Annotated in this window: 20 protein-coding genes; 8 read left to right on the top strand and 12 right to left on the bottom strand. The window is 64.6% G+C overall.

From position 1 onward, the window contains the following. Positions 1-99: 99 nt before the first annotated feature. Positions 100-1350 carry a DNA recombination protein RmuC gene (locus RFM40_RS05985; protein WP_320277309.1) on the bottom strand — a complete coding sequence of 417 codons (1251 nt, stop codon included), beginning with the start codon at positions 1348-1350 and terminating at the stop codon, positions 100-102. A 103-nt stretch (positions 1351-1453) separates the two neighbouring features. Here RFM40_RS05985 and def point away from each other — a divergent pair, with 103 nt between their 5' ends. From def to RFM40_RS05960, 5 genes are all read left to right on the top strand, one after another. Then, positions 1454-1984 carry a peptide deformylase gene (gene def / locus RFM40_RS05980; RefSeq protein ID WP_320218103.1) on the top strand — a complete coding sequence of 177 codons (531 nt, stop codon included), beginning with the start codon at positions 1454-1456 and terminating at the stop codon, positions 1982-1984. 5 nt (positions 1985-1989) lie between these two features. Next, positions 1990-2925, top strand: coding sequence for a methionyl-tRNA formyltransferase (fmt, locus tag RFM40_RS05975; protein WP_320227849.1), 936 nt, complete (start codon positions 1990-1992; stop codon positions 2923-2925). Next, complete coding sequence (locus tag RFM40_RS05970) at positions 2922-3428, top strand: GNAT family N-acetyltransferase (RefSeq protein ID WP_320218105.1); 507 nt, start codon at positions 2922-2924, stop codon at positions 3426-3428. Before fmt ends, RFM40_RS05970 begins: the two co-directional genes overlap by 4 nt. A gap of 17 nt (positions 3429-3445) precedes the next feature. Continuing rightward, positions 3446-4246: a tRNA pseudouridine(38-40) synthase TruA gene (gene truA / locus RFM40_RS05965; RefSeq protein WP_320277308.1), complete on the top strand. Its 801-nt coding sequence runs from the start codon at positions 3446-3448 to the stop codon at positions 4244-4246. A 146-nt stretch (positions 4247-4392) separates the two neighbouring features. Then, on the top strand, positions 4393-5028 hold the full coding sequence (locus RFM40_RS05960; protein ID WP_320227847.1) for a LysE family translocator: 636 nt from the start codon (positions 4393-4395) through the stop codon (positions 5026-5028). 24 nt (positions 5029-5052) lie between these two features. On the opposite strand, the gene RFM40_RS05955 is transcribed toward RFM40_RS05960, so the two are convergent. The 10 genes from RFM40_RS05955 to RFM40_RS05910 form a co-directional block, all read right to left on the bottom strand. Continuing rightward, complete coding sequence (locus RFM40_RS05955) at positions 5053-6144, bottom strand: 3-deoxy-7-phosphoheptulonate synthase (protein WP_320227846.1); 1092 nt, start codon at positions 6142-6144, stop codon at positions 5053-5055. 88 nt (positions 6145-6232) lie between these two features. Further along, positions 6233-6364: a hypothetical protein gene (locus RFM40_RS05950; protein ID WP_320227845.1), complete on the bottom strand. Its 132-nt coding sequence runs from the start codon at positions 6362-6364 to the stop codon at positions 6233-6235. Positions 6365-6429: 65 nt separating this feature from the next. Further along, positions 6430-6852, bottom strand: a complete 423-nt coding sequence (locus RFM40_RS05945; protein ID WP_320277307.1) for a type II toxin-antitoxin system VapC family toxin — start codon at positions 6850-6852, stop codon at positions 6430-6432. Then, on the bottom strand, positions 6849-7112 hold the full coding sequence (locus RFM40_RS05940; protein ID WP_320227843.1) for a type II toxin-antitoxin system Phd/YefM family antitoxin: 264 nt from the start codon (positions 7110-7112) through the stop codon (positions 6849-6851). Before RFM40_RS05940 ends, RFM40_RS05945 begins: the two co-directional genes overlap by 4 nt. An 85-nt stretch (positions 7113-7197) precedes the next feature. Beyond that, the gene (locus tag RFM40_RS05935; RefSeq protein ID WP_320227842.1) at positions 7198-7992 is read right to left on the bottom strand and encodes an SDR family oxidoreductase; all 795 of its coding nucleotides are present in this window, start codon (positions 7990-7992) and stop codon (positions 7198-7200) included. A 30-nt stretch (positions 7993-8022) separates the two neighbouring features. After that, positions 8023-9015, bottom strand: coding sequence for an inositol 2-dehydrogenase (gene iolG / locus RFM40_RS05930; protein WP_320277306.1), 993 nt, complete (start codon positions 9013-9015; stop codon positions 8023-8025). Positions 9016-9092: 77 nt separating this feature from the next. Further along, the gene (locus RFM40_RS05925; RefSeq protein WP_126096886.1) at positions 9093-9863 is read right to left on the bottom strand and encodes an ATP-binding cassette domain-containing protein; all 771 of its coding nucleotides are present in this window, start codon (positions 9861-9863) and stop codon (positions 9093-9095) included. Positions 9864-9865: 2 nt separating this feature from the next. After that, complete coding sequence (locus RFM40_RS05920; RefSeq protein WP_320218114.1) at positions 9866-10942, bottom strand: ABC transporter permease; 1077 nt, start codon at positions 10940-10942, stop codon at positions 9866-9868. 195 nt (positions 10943-11137) lie between these two features. Beyond that, positions 11138-12079: a sugar ABC transporter substrate-binding protein gene (locus RFM40_RS05915; RefSeq protein ID WP_126096884.1), complete on the bottom strand. Its 942-nt coding sequence runs from the start codon at positions 12077-12079 to the stop codon at positions 11138-11140. A 370-nt stretch (positions 12080-12449) separates the two neighbouring features. Beyond that, positions 12450-13481 (bottom strand): LacI family DNA-binding transcriptional regulator, encoded by a 1032-nt coding sequence (locus RFM40_RS05910; RefSeq protein WP_320227840.1) that lies wholly within the window; start codon positions 13479-13481, stop codon positions 12450-12452. A gap of 176 nt (positions 13482-13657) precedes the next feature. On the opposite strand from RFM40_RS05910, the gene RFM40_RS05905 reads away from it, so the two are divergent. From RFM40_RS05905 to RFM40_RS05895, 3 genes are read left to right on the top strand one after another with little or no spacing between them, the layout of a single operon-like run. After that, positions 13658-14764 (top strand): fatty acid desaturase family protein, encoded by a 1107-nt coding sequence (locus tag RFM40_RS05905; protein ID WP_320227839.1) that lies wholly within the window; start codon positions 13658-13660, stop codon positions 14762-14764. A gap of 44 nt (positions 14765-14808) precedes the next feature. Continuing rightward, entirely contained in the window at positions 14809-15123 is a 315-nt protein-coding gene (locus tag RFM40_RS05900) for a MocE family 2Fe-2S type ferredoxin (RefSeq protein WP_292341474.1), read from the top strand. Positions 15124-15128: 5 nt separating this feature from the next. Continuing rightward, on the top strand, positions 15129-16358 hold the full coding sequence (locus RFM40_RS05895; RefSeq protein ID WP_320227838.1) for an NAD(P)/FAD-dependent oxidoreductase: 1230 nt from the start codon (positions 15129-15131) through the stop codon (positions 16356-16358). Between the two features lie 9 nt (positions 16359-16367). Here RFM40_RS05895 and RFM40_RS05890 read toward each other — a convergent pair whose 3' ends face one another. Then, the gene (locus RFM40_RS05890; protein WP_320227837.1) at positions 16368-17327 is read right to left on the bottom strand and encodes a DUF1402 family protein; all 960 of its coding nucleotides are present in this window, start codon (positions 17325-17327) and stop codon (positions 16368-16370) included. Positions 17328-17348: the final 21 nt, after the last annotated feature.

Genomic DNA, 17348 nt, shown 5'->3' with positions numbered 1-17348 from the left:
TGGATTCTAGGGTCTGCGCGCGTCGCTTAGCTCCTTGCTCCGCCCTAGAATGACGAAGAGACAGGCGCTTCGGCTAATCGCCAACGCGTAGGAGCCCTGCTACTCGCCGTCCTCGACGACCCTGAGTCGCAATTGGCCCGTCTTCGAGTCCGCAACGCGCGCGCCAGCCTCCACTTTTGCCGGACTGCGCGGAGGCTCGGCTTCGCCTTCGGCGAACTCCAGCGCCTCGATCTTCTGGCCGCGCTTGGTCACTTTCGACGTCGAGACGAGGATGTCGTCGATATCCTTGGTCGCCTGGCCGAAATGCGTCTGCAGCCGGCGCACCCGCTCGTCGACGCGCTGAACGTCCTCCATCAGGCGGATGACCTCGCCCTGGATCAGATGCGCCTGCTCGCGCATGCGCGCGTCCTTCAAGATCGCCTGGATAACCTGGATCGACAGCATCAAAAGCGAGGGCGAGACGATGACGACGCGGGCGCGGTGCGCCTTCTGCACCACTGCCTCGAAATTCTCGTGGATCTCGGCGAACACCGATTCCGACGGCACGAACATGAAGGCGGTGTCCTGCGTCTCGCCCTGGATCAGGTATTTTTCGGCGATATCGCGGATATGCACCTCGATGTCGCGGCGGAACGCCTGCGCCGCCGCCTTCTGCAGGTCGGCGCCTTCGGCGGCGCGAATGGCGTTCCAGGCTTCGAGCGGGAATTTGGCGTCGATGGCAAGCATCGGCGCGCCGTTCGGCATCCGCACCAGGCAATCCGGCCGGCTGCCGTTGGAGAGGCCGGCCTGGAATTCGTAGGCGCCGTGCGGCAGGCCGTCGGCGATGATCGCCTCCATGCGCGACTGGCCGAAGGCGCCGCGCGTCTGCTTGTTGGAGAGGATCGCCTGCAGCTGCACCACCTGTCCGGCTAAAGACTGGATATTGCCTTGCGCGGTGTCGATCACCGCCAGCCGCTCCTGAAGCTTGGCCAGGCTCTCATGCGTCGACTTGGTCTGCTCGGCCATCGTCTGGCCGAGGCGGCCGGTCATGGCGTCGAGCCGCTGTCCCAGCGACTGGGTGAGCTCGGCCTGCCGCGCCCCGAACACTTCGGCGATCGCGCCCATCCGTCCCTGCATCTCGGCCTGCGCCTGCAGGATGTCGGCCATGCGCGCCTCGGTGTCACGCGCATGGTCGGCGGCCTCTGTCGCCGCCACCGCGCGTGCCCCTGCGGCGCGCCACAACGCGACGACGAGCGCCATGAACAGCGCAAGCAGCAGCGCTGCGCCGAAACCGAGCGCCTGGCCGAGCGTGATCGTGGTAGCGCCGAGTCGTGCAACTGGCTCGGAAAGGATGGAGGTCATGTCGTTCATGCCCGCAGCATAACCGATTCGGCCCACTGGCACAGATCAAAACGTGAACAGGGCAAAGTCGTCCCGGTTGACGCTTTTCCAACGACGTCTTAGGTGAGACGCCATGTCGATCAAGCCGCTCATCATCCTTCCCGATCCGATCCTGCGCCAGGTTTCCAAACCGGTCGAGCGCGTCGACGGCGATTTGCGCAAGCTCGCCGACGACATGCTGGAGACCATGTATGACGCGCCGGGCATCGGGCTGGCGGCGATCCAGGTCGGCGAGCCGAGGCGCTTGCTGGTCATCGACCTTGCCAAGGAAGACGAGCCGCCTGCCCCGCACGTCTTCATCAACCCGGAGATCCTCGAAAGCTCGGACCAGCGCTCGGTCTATGAGGAAGGCTGCCTGTCGATCCCCGACTACTATGCCGAGGTCGAGCGTCCGGCCGCGGTGCGGGTCAAATATCTCGACCGCGACGGCAAGCTGCAGGAGATGCAGGCCGAAGGCCTGATGGCGACCTGCCTGCAGCACGAGATCGACCATCTCAACGGCGTGTTGTTCATCGACCACATCTCGAAGCTGAAGCGCGACATGGTGGTGAGGAAATTCAAGAAGCTCGCCAAGGACAAGGCGCCGGGCAAGATGGTGGGCTAGGGGTCATGCCCCTGCGCGTCATCTTCATGGGCACGCCGGATTTTTCCGTGCCGACCTTGCGCGCGATCGCCGAGGCCGGCCATGACATCGCCGCCGTCTACACGCAGCCGCCGCGCGCCGCCGGCCGGCGCGGGCTGGAATTGACGCCGTCGCCGGTGCAGCGCGAGGCGGAACGGCTGGGTTTTGAGGTGCGCACGCCGACATCGCTCAAGGGCGAAGCCGAGCAGCAGGCCTTCGCCGCCTTGCGGGCTGACGTCGCCGTGGTCGTCGCCTATGGGCTGCTTCTCCCAAAACGCGTCCTGGAGGCGACCAGACTCGGCTGCCTCAACGGCCACGCCTCGCTTCTGCCGCGCTGGCGGGGCGCCGCTCCCATCCAGCGCGCCATCATGGCCGGCGATGCCGAGACCGGCATGATGGTGATGCGCATGGAAGAAGGTTTGGACACCGGTCCGGTGGCATTGGTTGAAAAATGCGCCATCGCACCCGATATGACCGCCGGTGAATTGCACGACCGCCTGATGGCTATCGGCGCTTCGCTGATGGTGGAAGCGCTGACGCGGCTGGGGATAAATTGTCTGACATTTACCCAACAGGCGACGGAAGGGGTGACCTACGCCCGAAAGATCGATAAATCGGAGACACGCGTAGACTGGACGCGGCCTGCCGGCGAAGTCCACAATCACATTCGCGGCCTCTCGCCCTTTCCAGGCGCGTGGTGCGAGGTCGAAATTGGCGGCCGCGTGGAGCGGCTGAAACTGCTTCGCTCGACGCCCTCAGATGGCGTCGGCGAGTCGGGAGGAATTCTCGATGACCGGCTGACGGTCGCCTGCGGGTCAGGCGCGGTGCGGCTGGTCGAAGTTCAACGGGCGGGCGGAAGGCCCGCCGCCGCGCAGGAGTTTTTGCGCGGGGCCAAGATCGAAAAAGGAACGAAACTAACATGAGCATGATGTCGATACGCGCGGCGACGCCGCGGGATCGCGAGGCGATCCGCCTCGTCGAAGAGCATGCCTTTGGCCAGCAGGCGGAGGCCGGCCTGGTCGACGCGCTGGTGACCGGCGGCGACGCCGTCGTCGAGCTGGTCGCGGAAGAAGACGGACAGGTCGTCGGCCACATCCTGTTTTCCAGGCTTTTCGTGCAGAACGGCGGCAAGCGCTTCGCGGCGCTGGCGCTGGCGCCGCTGGCGGTCGAGCCGTCCTTCCACGGCACCGGCATCGGCGGCGCGCTGATCCGCGAGGCGCATGTCCGCCTCAAGGAAGCCGGCGAGACGCTGGCCGTGGTGCTGGGCGACCCGGCCTATTATGGCCGCTTCGGCTACGCCCATGCCCGCGCCGAAAAGTTCGAGAGCGAGTACCAGGGCGAGGCTCTGCAGGCTCTTGCCTGGGGCGACGCGCCCGCGACCGGCAAGCTGGTCTACGCTTCCGCATTTACCGCGCTCGCCGCTTAGGCGAGCGCCAACTGCATATGCCGCGTTTTCGTCTCGATATCGAATATGACGGCAGCCAATTCGCCGGCTGGCAGCATCAGGCGGACCAGCCTTCGGTGCAGCAGGCGATCGAGCAGGCGATCGAAAAATTCTGCGGCGAAGAAGTAAGGTTACGTGCCGCCGGCCGCACCGATGCCGGCGTGCACGCCACCGCCCAGGTGGCGCATGTCGATCTTGCCAAGGCCTGGGCGGGCGACAAGGTGCGCGATGCCGTCAACGCCCATCTGCAGGCGGCCGGCGCGCGCATCGCCGTCCTGAAGGCGGCGGTCGTCGCCGACGGCTTCGACGCGCGCTTTTCGGCCACCGGCCGCCACTATCTCTATCGCATCCTCAATCGCCGCGCCCCGTCGGCTCTGGAAAAGGGCAGGGTCTGGTGGGTGCCGAAACGGCTGGATGCCGAGGCCATGCACGAGGCGGCGAAAGTGCTGCTCGGGCGGCATAATTTCACCACTTTCCGCTCCACCCAGTGCCAGGCCGAAAGCCCGGTCCGCACGCTCGACCGCCTCGATGTCGGCAGCAATGGCGATCTCATCGAGGTCCGAACCTCGGCGCGCTCGTTCCTGCACAACCAGGTGCGCTCGATGGTGGGTTCGCTGAGACGGGTCGGCGACGGCTCCTGGAGCGCCGCCGACCTCAAGGCGGCGCTGGAAGCGCGCGACCGCGCCGCCTGCGGCCAGGTCGCGCCGCCGGACGGGCTGTTTCTTGTCGGCGTCGACTATCCGCGATCCGCGGAGCAAACCGATCGGTCAACGCCGCCCACGGCCAAATCGTTGGACTAGACAGGAGCGGCGACCGCATTTTCCTCACTCAGCCGAAACGCTACTGACACACCTCGTCAGTTGGGATGTCCTATAGGAACGCCCATCGGTTTGAAAATCAACGGGATCCTCCGTGGTTCGGCCGCATGGGGCTCCGCGCGATTGACATGAGCTACAGCGAAAACCTCTGGCTGTTCTTCGTCCTGCTTTTCGGCATCATCGCCGTCCCCGGCATGGACATGCTATTTGTGCTGGCCAATGCGCTGACCGGCGGACGCGACAGAGGCCTTGCCGCGACCGCCGGCATCATGCTGGGCGGCGCGGTGCATACACTGAACGGGGCGATCGGCGTCGGCCTGCTTATGCATTTCGTGCCGATCCTGTTCAAGCCGCTGCTGGTCGCCGGCGCCGGCTATATGGCCTATATCGGGATTTCGCTGATGCGCAGCTCGATCACCGTCGGCAATGACGAACCAGCAGGCAGCCGCTCCGCCTGTAAGGCATTTCGCCAGGGGCTGGTCACCTGCCTGATCAACCCGAAGGCCTACCTCTTCATCCTTGCCGTCTATCCGCAGTTCCTGAAGCCGGCTTACGGTCCGATCTGGATGCAGGCGACCGTCATGGGATTGCTGACGGTCGCCACGCAGGCGGGGATCTATGGCGGGCTCGCCATCAGCGCCGGCCGCAGCCGGGCGCTGCTTGTCGACAATCCCCGGGCGACCATCCTTGCCGGGCGCGTGGCCGGACTGCTTTTGTTCGCGGTCTCGGTGTTCACCGCATGGGAAGGGCTGAGGGCGGCGTGATCGCCGCCCTCCCCAACATTCCGCTCAGGCGGCGCCCTGCCGGGTGGCGAGCATTTCGCGCTTTGCCGACCGGCGCCATTCGACGGCGCCGGCAAGGCCGTGCAGCACCGTCTCAGTGGTCGCCCAGTCGATGCAGCCGTCGGTGATGCTCTGGCCGTAGACGAGAGGCTTGCCGGGCACGACATCCTGGCGGCCGGCGACGAGATTGCTCTCGATCATGACGCCGATGATGCGCTCGTCGCCAGCGGCCACTTGCCCAGCCACGTCATGCGCGACCTTTGGCTGGTTCTCCGGCTTCTTGCCGCTGTTGGCGTGGCTGACATCGATCATCAGCCGCGGCGCGACGCCGATGCGGGCAAGCTCCGTGGCGGCCGCGTCGACGCTTGCGGCGTCGAAGTTGGGCACAACGCCGCCGCGCAGGATGACGTGGCAGTCCTCATTGCCGGTGGTCGCCGCAATGGCGCTGCGGCCGCCCTTGGTGACGGCCATGAAATGATGCGGCTGGGCCGCCGACTTCACCGCCTCGGCGGCGATCCTGAGATTGCCGTCGGTGCCGTTCTTGAAGCCGACCGGGCAGGACAGGCCCGACGCCAGCTCGCGGTGGATCTGGCTCTCGGTCGTGCGCGCGCCGATGGCGCCCCAGGCGACGAGGTCGGCGATGTATTGCGGCGTCGTCATGTCGAGGAACTCGGTCGCCGCCGGCAGGCCGAGATTGTTGACGGCGGAGAGCACGTTGCGCGCCATCCTGAGCCCCTTGTCGATGTTGAAGCTGCCGTCGAGGTCGGGATCGTTGATCAGTCCCTTCCAGCCGACCGTGGTGCGCGGCTTCTCAAAATAGACGCGCATGACGATCTCGAGCCGGTCGGCTAGGGCCTCGCGCAGCGCCGCCAGACGGCTGGCGTAGTCCACGGCGGCGACCGGATCGTGGATGGAACAAGGGCCGACGATGACGACCAGTCGATCGTCGGCCCCGGTCAGGATGGAATGGATGGCGTTGCGCGAAGCGGCAACGGTTCGTGTCGCCGTGAGTGAGCGCGGTATCTCGCGCATCACCTCTTCCGGCGTGCTCAGTACTTTGAGTTCCTTGACCCGAAGGTCGTCTGTGGTGGTCAACACGGCTTTCTGCTCCTGGTTAGGAGACCTGCCGGCTGAAACGAAAAAGCCGCCAGGTCTGGCGGCTTTTCGGATTTAGGTGCTGCAATCTTCAGATCGAGCGCAATCCTCCCGCCGCCAGCGAGCTGTCGTAGTAAAAGTACCAAAACGAGGCGGTCAGGTGGATCATGCCGCTCATATAGTCGAAGCCGAAGCGCTTGTCACGTGCCTTGAGGCTACACATTGTCTCGGCTCTCTTGTGACGGAGCAAATTGGGTCGCTCATCAGTCTCGACATGCAGCCCTGAATTCATGCGCTCCAAGGATCGAAGAGTTCGATTCCAAAGCCTTCGAAATCCTTCGTATTGCGCGTTGCCAATGTGAGCTGCTGCGCAATCGCCGTGGCTGCGATCAGGCCGTCCATCGACGACAGACCGCGACCGCTGCGCTCGGCAAGGCCCATCAGGTCGCCCCAGGCCAAAGCAACGGCTTCGTCCACCGGCAAAACCCTTTGCTCGAAGCGCTGCGGCAAATCTCGAGCGAGCCACTCGGCCAGAGCTTCGCGTTTGCGGCCCTCATCCATCAGGGCAACGCCGCGCCGGATTTCGGCGATCGACACGACGCTGATGAACGAGCGGTCCTCGTCAAGGCGGTCCAGCCACTCCAAGACGCGAGGGGCCGGCGATGGCCTTGTCACCTCGGACAGGACGTTCGTGTCGACCAACAGCCTCACAGCGGCAGATCGCGCGGCTCGTCGCGGTGACGCTCCAGGTCGAGATCGGCGCCGCGCAGCGGCGAGTTCAGCAGGAACTCCGCAAGTGTACCCTTACGTGCGGTCTTCCGCTGCCATTCCTCGGCCGAGACGACAACCACGCTTGGTTTGCCGTTTCTGGTGATCGTCTGCGGCGAAGACTGCGCGCGCTCAATAACCTCCGAGAGCCGGGCTTTTGCCCCGGCGACCGTCCAGTTGGTATCCTTTTTGGGGGCAGACACCTTTCAATCCCATGACCATTCTGACTATCTTGACTATATGGGAATGATGATGCCGCGGCAACAGGCGCGATGCTACCCGTTGCGGCTACTCGCCGATCACCCCGGCGATGTTCTGGTCGTAGTCGACCAGCGAACCGGTCATGACGCCGGCCTGCGGGCTGAGCATATAAGTGATCAACCGGGCAAGCTGCGCCGGCTTGACCAACTGGCCCATCGGCTGCGCGGCCTCGGCCTTTTCCAGCCAGTCGTCGGATGCTGCGTGCCATTTCTTCTGTACGATCGCCTCGCCCTCGGTATCCATCCATCCGGGCAGCACCGCGTTGCAGCGGATGCGGTTCCGCCGGTAGGAGCTGGCGACATTCTTGGTCAGCGTCATCAGCGCGCCCTTGCTGGTCGAATAGGGCGTCAGGAAGGACTGGCCGGCATGCGCCGACATCGACAGCACGTTGACGATCGAGCCTGGCGCCTTGCGCTCCAAGAGATGTGCGACGAGGCCCTGCATCAGGAAGAAGGGGCCGCGCACATTGGTGTCGAAGATCTGGTCGAACAGCTCCTCCGAGGTCTCGACCAGCGAGCCGCGCGCCGAGGTGGCGGCGGCGTTGACCAGCGCGTTCAAGGTGCCGAAATGCTTGATCGCGGTCTCGACCGCGCGCTTGCAATCGGCGACCTTGGCGACATCGGCGCTGATGAAGATGGCGTCGACGCCGTTCTTCTTCAGCGCGGCGACGGCCTTGTCGCCCTTCTCTTGCGAGCGGCCGATGAGCGCCAGCGCGCGGCAGCCCTCGTCCGCTAGCGCCTCTGCAACGGCGAAGCCGATGCCCTGCGCGCCGCCAGTGACGATGGCGCGCGTTTCTGAATTGCGACCGGCCAAACCGTTCATCGCTCTGCTCCTGTGATCGAGTCCAAACGTTCAGTCGACGCGGACGGTCTTGCCCGTCTTCGCCGACTGCAAGGCCGCATCGGCCAGCTTCAGCGCAACCAGCCCGTCCTTGCCGCTCGGCGACGCGTTCTTGCCGGCGCTGTTGGCGGCGATGAACGCCGCGATCTCGTTGGCATAGGCGTCGATGTAGCGGGTCATGAAGAAGTCGTGCAGCGGCGGACGCGTATAGCCCTTGTCGTTGGCAAGCTCGATCGACACCGGGCGCTGGTTCTCGGCCGCGACCATGCCCTTCGACCCATGCACCTCGATGCGCTGGTCGTAGCCATAGGTGGCGCGGCGCGAGTTGGAGATCACGGCCTGCTTGCCGGAGGCGGTTTCCAGGATGACGCTGACCGAGTCGAAATCGCCCGCATCGCCAATCTTCTTGTCGACCAGCACCGAGGCATGGGCGCTGACCGCCACCGGCTCCTCGCCGAGCAGGAAGCGCGCCATGTCGAAGTCATGGATGGTCATATCGCGAAAAATGCCGCCGGAGCGGGCGATATAATCGAGCGGCGGTGCGCCGGGATCGCGCGAGGTGATGGTGACCATCTCGACCGCGCCGATGGCGCCGTCGTCGATCGCCTTGCGGACGGCGGCGAAATGCGGATCGAAGCGGCGGTTGAAGCCGACCATCAGCACAGCATTGGCCTTCTCGACCACGGCGAGGCACTGCTCAACGCGCTTGACGTCGAGATCGATCGGCTTCTCGCAGAAGATCGCCTTGCCGGCCTTGGCGAAGCGCTCGATGAGATCGGCATGGGTGTCGGTCGGCGTGCAGATGACGACGGCGTCGATGTCCTTGGCCTGCTCTATTGCCGCGATGGTGCGCACTTCCGCGCCATAGGCGGAGGCGAGCTCCGTCGCCGCCTTCTCGAAGGCGTCCGCGACGGCAACCAGATTGGCCTGCGGGTTTGAGGCAACGGCGCGGGCATGCACCTTGCCGATGCGACCGGCGCCGAGAAGAGCGAAGCGGAGTGTCATGGAATGTCCTTTGAGGTGGTTCAGAAAGCTGTCCGCGCCGGCCGGCGCGGACGATTGGTGGTCCGTCGTGACGCCCGTCAGGCGGCCTGGAGTTCGGCCTGTCCGGTCTTGGCGCCGGTGATATAGGCGACGATGTCGTTGCCGTCGGTGTCCTGCTTGCGCAAATTGGCGACGATGCGGCCACGCCGGAAGACGACGATGCGGTCGACCAGGTCGAACACCTGGCGCATGTTGTGGCTGATCAGGATCAGCGGCTCGCCATTTTCCTTGAGCGTGCGAATGATGTTTTCGACTTGGGCCGTTTCCTGCACGCCGAGGGCTGCCGTAGGCTCATCCATGATGATGAGCTTGGAAGCGAAGGTCGCGGTACGGGCGATCGCCACGCACTGACGCTGGCCGCCCGACATGTGGCGGATGGTGCTGGAGAGGTTCGGGATCTTCACCGCCGTGCGGACAAGCGCCGCCTCCGTCGCCTTGCGCATCGCCTTGCGGTCGAGGATCGAGAAGGGCCCGAGGTTGAACAGCACCTTCTCGCGGCCGAGGAACAGGTTCGACGGCACGTCGAGATCGTCGGCCAGAGCGAGATTTTGGAACACCGTCTCGATGCCCGCTTCGCGCGCCTCGATCGGTCCGGCGAAGTTCACTTCATTGCCGTCGAACCAGATCTTGCCGTCGGTGCGCTGCTCGACGCCGGTGATCTGGCGCACGAAGGTCGACTTGCCGGCGCCGTTGTCGCCCATGATGGCGACATGCTCGCCCTTGCGCAGCTCGAAATTGGCCTCCTGCAGCGCGTGCACGCCGCCATAATGCTTGGTGAGGTTTTCGGTCTTCAGAACGATGTCGGACATGGTCAAGCTCCTATCGCCCGGCGGCGCTGGCGCCATTGATCGAGAACGACTGCGCCGACGATAATCACGCCCTTGACCATCTCCTGGTAGTAGGCGTCGAGGCGCAGGAAGGTGAAGCCGGAGATGATGACGCCGAAGATCAGCGAGCCGATCACGGTGCCGATGATAGACCCGCGACCGCCGGACAGCGAGACCCCGCCGATGACCGCCATGGCGATCGCGTCAAGCTCGTACATCACGCCCATGCCGGCCTGTGCGGTGAGGTTCTTGGAGGAGAGCACCACCGCGCCGATGGAGGCGAGGATGCCGGCGATCACATAGACCAGCACCTTGTGGTTGGCGATCTTGATGCCGGACATGCGCGCGGCGTCCTCGTTGGAGCCGATGGCGTAACAGTGCTTGCCGTATCTGGTGTAGCTCAGGATGAGCTGGAACAGGATCGCCAGCGAAATGAAGATGACGACCGGCATCAGCCCCTTGCCGATGGCCGCGAAGCTGTCGGTCGGGAACGAGATCGGCTGGCCCTTCGACCACCATTTGGCGATGCCGCGCGCCGTGACCATCATGCCGAGCGTGGCGATGAAGGGCGGAATGCGGGTGTAGGCGATGAGCAGGCCATTGATCATGCCGGCAATCAGGCCGCAGCCGACGGCGACCAGCAGCGGCACGAAGACCGGCAGGTCGGTCCAGCCATAGTCGATGAACATCGCCTTGGGGTTGGGATTGCCGTTAACGGTCGCAACCTGCGCGAAGCTCATGGCGATCATGGCGGTGGCGCCGACGATCGAGCCTGATGAGAGGTCGATGCCGCCGCAGATGATGACCTGGGTGACGCCGATGGCGATGATGCCGACGATCGACACCTGCAGGATGATGATCTGCAGGCGCTGCTCGTTGAAGATCGCGTCGACGTTGGGCCGGGTGTTGAACAGGAAGCTGTCGCCGAGGAAGACGCGGCCGATCAGCTCGAACGCGCCGACCAGGATGACCAGCGCCAGGAACACGTTGAACTCTGCAGGCCAGGGGCGCTTCTTGGCGTCATAGCTCAGCCCGCCGATGCCATGCGATGTCTGTGACACGTCTTCTTCCTCCGAATGACCGCGCCCGCTCTCCCGCCCGGTGGGGCGGGAGAAAGAAGGGAGCGGCGCCGCCCTATCAGCGGCCGGTTTCAGCCAGTCCGATGCGTCGGAGCGCCGCTCCACTCTTGTTTTGAGCAATTCCGGACGGAAAACCGTTTCACACTTTTCCTGGAATTGCTCTAGCGAAGCGCAGCCTCAGTTCTTCTTCAAGAACTTGTCGATGTTCGCCGGCGTGACGAGCTGGAAGGGGATATAGACCTTGTGCTCCACCTTCTCGCCCTTGGCGAGCTTCAACGCCGCGTCGAGCGCGCCGGCGCCCTGGCCGGCCGCGTCCTGGAAGACCGTCACGTCGAGATCGCCCGCCTGCATCGCGGCCAGCGCGTCCTGGGTGGCGTCGACGCCGCCGACCACGACCGACTTCATGTCGATGTTGGCTGCCTTCATCGCCTGGATCGCGCCGATGGCGCTTTCGTCGTTGTTGGCGATGACGCCGTCGAACGCCTTGCCGGACGACAGCCAGTTGGTCATCAGGTTCTGCGCTTCGTCACGCTTCCAGTTCGAGGTCTGCTTGTCGATGATCTTGATGAAATTGCAGTCCGGCGTGGCGATCACTTCGTCGATGTCCTTGGTCCGCTGCACCGCGGCCTGGTTCGACAGCTCGCCCATGATCACATAGACATTGGCTTCCTTCTTACCGGCTTCCTTGAGCAGGCGGCAGGCTTCCTTGGTCTCGAGCGTGCCGGATTCGGCCTCGTTCGAAGCGACGAAGGCCTGGTTGTCGGGCAATTTATCGACATTGACCGGCTCGCGGTTGACATAGACCAGCGGGATCTTGGCCGCGGCGGCCGCATCCGACATCGCCTGGGTGGCCGAGGTGTCGACCGGGTTGACGATGATGGCGTCGACGCCGGAAGCGGCGAAGTTCTTGATCTGGTCGAGCTGCTTGGCGACGTCGTTCTGCGCGTCCTCGACCTGCAGCTCGACGCCGTCCATGCCCTTGGCCTGCGCGATCATGCCGTTGCGCAGCACGGTCAGGAAATTGTCGTCGAAAAGAGCCATCGAAACGCCGATCTTGGCGGCGAAGGCGGACGAACTCATCAGCGCCGATAGCGCGACGCCCAAAAGCAGTTTCTTCATTTTAGTTTCTCCTCCACTTGGTGTCCGGCTGCACCGATTGAACCGGAATCCCCGATCTCTCCGGGGAATCTCTCCCTATGGCCGTTCCGACGGCGTTTTCCCTGCGCAAATGGAACGCCTGGTCCTCTGTTTGAAACAGATATTCCGGAACGAAAGAACCAAAATGCCCAGTTGGTGAAATATTTATTCCATTTCGCTCGGCGACGTCAAGGGAGATTCGGAATGGCCATGCCGGATTTTCATTGCCGACCAGCCTGCAGCGCCCTCCGTGTCCAGGGGACGGGTGTATTCCGCGGCGAATCTTGGGCCAATCCCGCCGCGAAGGAATTCCATCAGCCTGATGGATCACATCATTCCGGCGAATGGCGGCTCAGATGTTTTCCGGCAGATAGATGTCGAAGGGCAAAAACGTCTGGCCGGGCGCATTGGCGGCGCCGCTCTCGATGGCATGCGCCATCAGCTCGACAAGCTCGCGGCAAAGCGCCGCAAGCGGCGTCGAAATCACCATGGTGAGCATGTTGTCGGCAAGTGCCGCGCGCGAGAAGGCGTTGATCTCGTTGCAGACGACCGCGGGCATGTTCGCCGGCTTTGCTGCCCTCAGCGCCGCGACCGCGCCTTCCATGCCGCCGCCGGCGACATAGCAGCCGGCCAGGTCCGGATGCCGGGCCAGAAGGTCGAGCATCGCATCATGCGTCACCTGGTTGGCTTCCAGATTGACCAGCGTCTCCATCACGGTGAAGTCCGGCGCGTGCTCGCGGAAATAGGAGCGGAAGCCGATCTCGCGCAATTCATGGCCGTGAAAGCGGTGGCTGCCGACGAAAAGCGCGACCTTGCCCGGCTTCTTCGCCGTCTTGGCGATCATCCAGGCCGCGGTGCGGCCGACCTTGCGGTTGTCGAGGCCGACATAGCCCTCGCGGATGCCGGCGGCGAAGTCGGACAGCAGCGAAAAGACCGGTTGGCCCCTGGCCTTCAGCGCCTCGACCACCGCCGTCAGCGTCGGGTGGTCCGGGCCGACGACGGCGATGGCTCTCGATTTCGCCGCCAGCCTGCGCATCTGGGCGGCGATCTCGTCGGGCGCCAGCGAAGCGGCGAAGTCGATCGTCGCGACGCCACGGATGCGTTGCGATTGCGACACCGCCAGTTCCAGCTCGCGCGCGAAATCGCCGTAGAAGACATCGTTGCCGCGCAGCAGCAGGAAGCCGAGGCGGTATTCCGGCATTTCCTGGCGCATGCGCTGCTTGATCAGCCCGGCGGCGTGATAGCCGATATCGGTCGCCGCCTCGTAGACCCGGCGCGCCGTTTCCTTGCGCACCGGCAGGCGGTTGTTCAGCACCCTGTCGACGGTGGCGACGCTGACGCCGGAAACGCGCGCGAGATCGGTGATTGTCGGCCGCCTTGCCATGAATGCTCCATCGCCTGCTCGACTTGAGAGTAGTTCATTCTGATAGGAAATGAGAGAATCTATCTTTGTGACGTTGAGACTATCATGGCTTGAAGCTATGGTGAAGTCGAAGCCAGCCATGCGCGAGCCTGGGCCTGCCGAGGGCCGCTCGCCGGGCGGCGATGGAGGAACCCGCAATGACGGCAATCACGTCTTCGGCACTGCCCGGACGCGACTACAGCCTGACCGGCCGCGACGCCAAGCGCGCGGTCGAGAACGGGCTGTCGGCGGCCGAGTGGTACCATACCGAGATCCCGCGCAAGCAGATGAAGGAGCTGATGCAGCGCTCCGATCAGCCGGCGATCCGCGACACCATCGTCTGGCTCGGCGCGCTGATCCTCAGCGGCGCGGGCGGCGCCTGGTTCTGGGGCACTTGGTGGTGCGTGCCGTTCTTCTTCGTCTATGGCACGCTCTACGGCTCCTCGACCGATTCCCGCTGGCACGAATGCGGCCACGGCACCGCTTTCCGCACCCAGTGGATGAACGATGCCGTCTACCAGATCGCCTGCTTCATGATCATGCGCAATCCGGTGACCTGGCGCTGGAGCCATACGCGCCACCACACCGACACCATCATCGTCGGCCGCGATCCGGAGATCGCCGTCATGCGGCCGCCGGACCTTGTGCGCCTGGTGCTGAATTTCTTCGGCATTCTCGACGCCTGGCACGCGATGGCCGACATGGTGCGCAATGCCGCCGGCGTCATCAGCGCCGCGGAAAAGACCTTCATTCCCGAACAGGAGCAGCCCAAGGCCATCCGCGCCGCCCGCGTCTGGCTGGCCATCTACATAGCGACCATCGCGCTGGCGCTCTATCTGCATTCATGGCTGCCGCTGATGCTGGTCGGCCTGCCCCGCCTCTATGGCGCCTGGCACCACGTCATGACCGGGCTGCTGCAGCATGGCGGCCTCGCCGACAACGTCATCGACCATCGCCTGAACAGCCGCACGGTGCTGATGAACCCGGTCAGCCGGTTCATCTACTGGAACATGAACTACCATGTGGAGCACCACATGTTCCCAATGGTGCCCTATCATGCGCTGCCGAAGCTGCATGCGCTGATCAAGCACGACCTGCCGGCGCCGACGCCATCGATCCTGGCCGGTTATCGCGAGATGATTCCCGCCTTCCTGCGCCAGCTGCGCAACGAGGAGTACTTCCTCAAGCGCGAGCTGCCGCCGACGGCGAAGCCATACCGGGAAGAGCTGCACAACGACAATCCGGTGGCGGCCGCGGCCGAGTGACCGGCCCGACGCAACCGACACCAAGAATTTCGCTGGAGGACGACATGAGCGACTGGGTCGAGGCCTGCACGGCCGGAGACATCGACGAAGAGGACGTGATGCGGTTCGATCATGCCGGCCGCACCTACGCCATCTATCGCAGCCCGGAGGATGAGTATTTCGCGACCGACGGCCTGTGCTCGCATGAGAAGGTGCATCTGGCGGACGGGCTGGTGATGGACGACATCATCGAATGCCCGAAGCATAATGGCCGCTTCAACTACAAGACCGGCGACGCGCGCGGCGCGCCGGTCTGCGTCAACCTCAAGACCTATCCGGTCAAGGTCGACGCCGGCAAAGTCCTCATTCAGGTCGGGTGACGGCGATGACGGGAGGAATGGTGATCATCGGCGCCGGCGAATGCGGCGGGCGCGCCGCGCTCACGCTGCGCGACCTCGGTTATGACGGGCCGGTGACGCTGGTCGGCGACGAGCCGCATCTGCCCTATGAGCGGCCGCCGCTGTCGAAGGAAGCGATGACCGTCGCGGCGCCGCTGATCAAGGCGATCGCCAGCGACGAACTTTTGGCCGAGCGCTCGATCCGCCATATCCATTCCGTCCGCGCCGTCGCGATCGACCGCGCCGCGCATGCCGTGCGCCTGTCGGACGGTTCTTCCCTTGCCTATGACAAGCTGCTGCTCGCGACAGGATCCGTGCCGCGCAAGCTGCCGATGCCGGGCCTGGGCGGCCGCTGCGTTTATCTCAGAACCTTCAACGACGCGCTCGCCATCCGGTCCCATCTCAGCGCCGGCAACCGCGTCGCCATCATCGGCGGCGGCTTCATCGGCCTCGAGCTCGCCGCCTCGGCGCGCAAGCTCGGCGCCACGGTCACGGTGCTAGAGGCGCAGCCGCGCATCCTGATGCGCGGCGTGCCGGCCGAGATCGCCGAGATCATCCACAAGGCACATGAGACCGAAGGCGTGAAAGTGCTTACCGGCCAGGGTATCGCGGCCATTGCCGACAATGGTGTGGAAGTCCTCATCAAGCTTGCCGACGGCAACGAGGTCGTCGCCGATCTCGCGGTGATCGGCATCGGCGCTGTGCCGGTGACGGCGCTTGCCACCGAAGCGGGACTGGCGATCGACAACGGCATCGCCGTCGACGCTCAATTGCGCACCGATGATCCGGACATCTTCGCCGCCGGCGACTGCTGCTCGTTTCCGCTTGGCGTTTATGGCGGCCGGCGCGTGCGGCTCGAGGCCTGGCGCAATGCGCAGGAGCAGGGCGCTTTGGCCGCGAAGAACATGCTGGGCGCCAACGAGGCGCACGCCGCCGTGCCTTGGTTCTGGTCCGATCAGTACGGGCTAACCCTCCAGATCGCCGGGCTTTCGGACGAAGGCCGCTCGACGGTGCGGCGCGACCTCGACGACGGCGCCTTCATCCTGTTCCATTTGGCCGACGACGGGCGGCTGGTTGCCGCGAGCGGCATCGGCCCCGGCAATGCGGTGGCGCGCGACATCCGGCTGGCGGAGATGCTGATTGCGAAACGGGCAAGCCCGGCGCCCGAGGCGCTCGGCTCGCAGTCGGTCAAATTGAAGTCGCTGCTGGCGGCGTGAGAAGACTGGCTAGAAAAGCGCCTTCAGCTCGTCCAGCTTGTCGTTGACCAGCCAGCCGTAATAGTTCTCCTCCGGCAGCTTCTCCGGTTCCCCCGCGGCGCGGCGCTTCTCGTTCTCTTCCTTCAGTGCATAGGCGCGCTGCTCGGGATTGCCGACATTGTAGAGCGTGGCGGTCAGGCCCGGATTGTGCGAGATGTCGAAGCCGGCGATGCTGCGGTAGGCGTCGATCGACTTCCTGATGGTCGCGGCGACGTAGGGCAGCGTCAGGTCCGGATCCATGATGGTCTTGTAGACCGAGTTGGGATCTCCGACGTCGAGCTCCGGCAGGCCGGAGACCTTGTGCACGATGTCGCTCATCTGCAGCGCCGTTAGCGGGTTGAGCTGGCCGAGGCCGAAGGTCTGGCCGGCGTAATAGGGCTGGAAGAAAGTGGCGCCGAAGCGGTCATTGGGGAAGCTCGTCCCGCCGACGGTCTTGCCGCGGAAGGAATGGTTCCACACCTGCTCGCGGCACTCCCAGAGATCGTAGCTGTCGTCCATGCTGGCGCATTTCTCGAATTCCGGCCGCTGAACGAAATCGCTGACGTCCTCGCCGCCATAGGCAAAGGTGAGCTTGCTCGACAGATAGGACATCGCCTTGACGTAATAGGTCTGCAGCCGGTCGTAGGCGTCGACATTGTAGGTGTGCTCGCCGACGATGGCGCCGACGATATGCATCGGATCGATGCCGTAGGCCGCCGCCGTCTTCCTGATCTTGGCGCGAAGCTCGGCATCGTTCTGCAGCAGAGCGTAGACCTTGCGGTACTTGGCCTGGAAGGTGGTGTTGGTGGCCTGGGTGCGCCGGCTGGAGGCGCCGGGAATGTCGGGCTGCACGCCGTTGCGGTTGCCCGGCGGCACCATGGTCGCCGCATCGGCGCTTGCCACCGCCGCCGCCAATGCCAGGCCGAGAAAGAGAAGTACGCGTTTCTTCATGCGCCGCCGCCCTGGAGCAGC

Origin of the sequence: Mesorhizobium captivum (genome assembly GCF_033977165.1) — a bacterium.
Lineage (GTDB): Bacteria > Pseudomonadota > Alphaproteobacteria > Rhizobiales > Rhizobiaceae > Mesorhizobium > Mesorhizobium captivum.
Note: the sequence above shows the minus strand (reverse complement) of the source record. Positions and strands in the feature narration are given on the sequence as shown.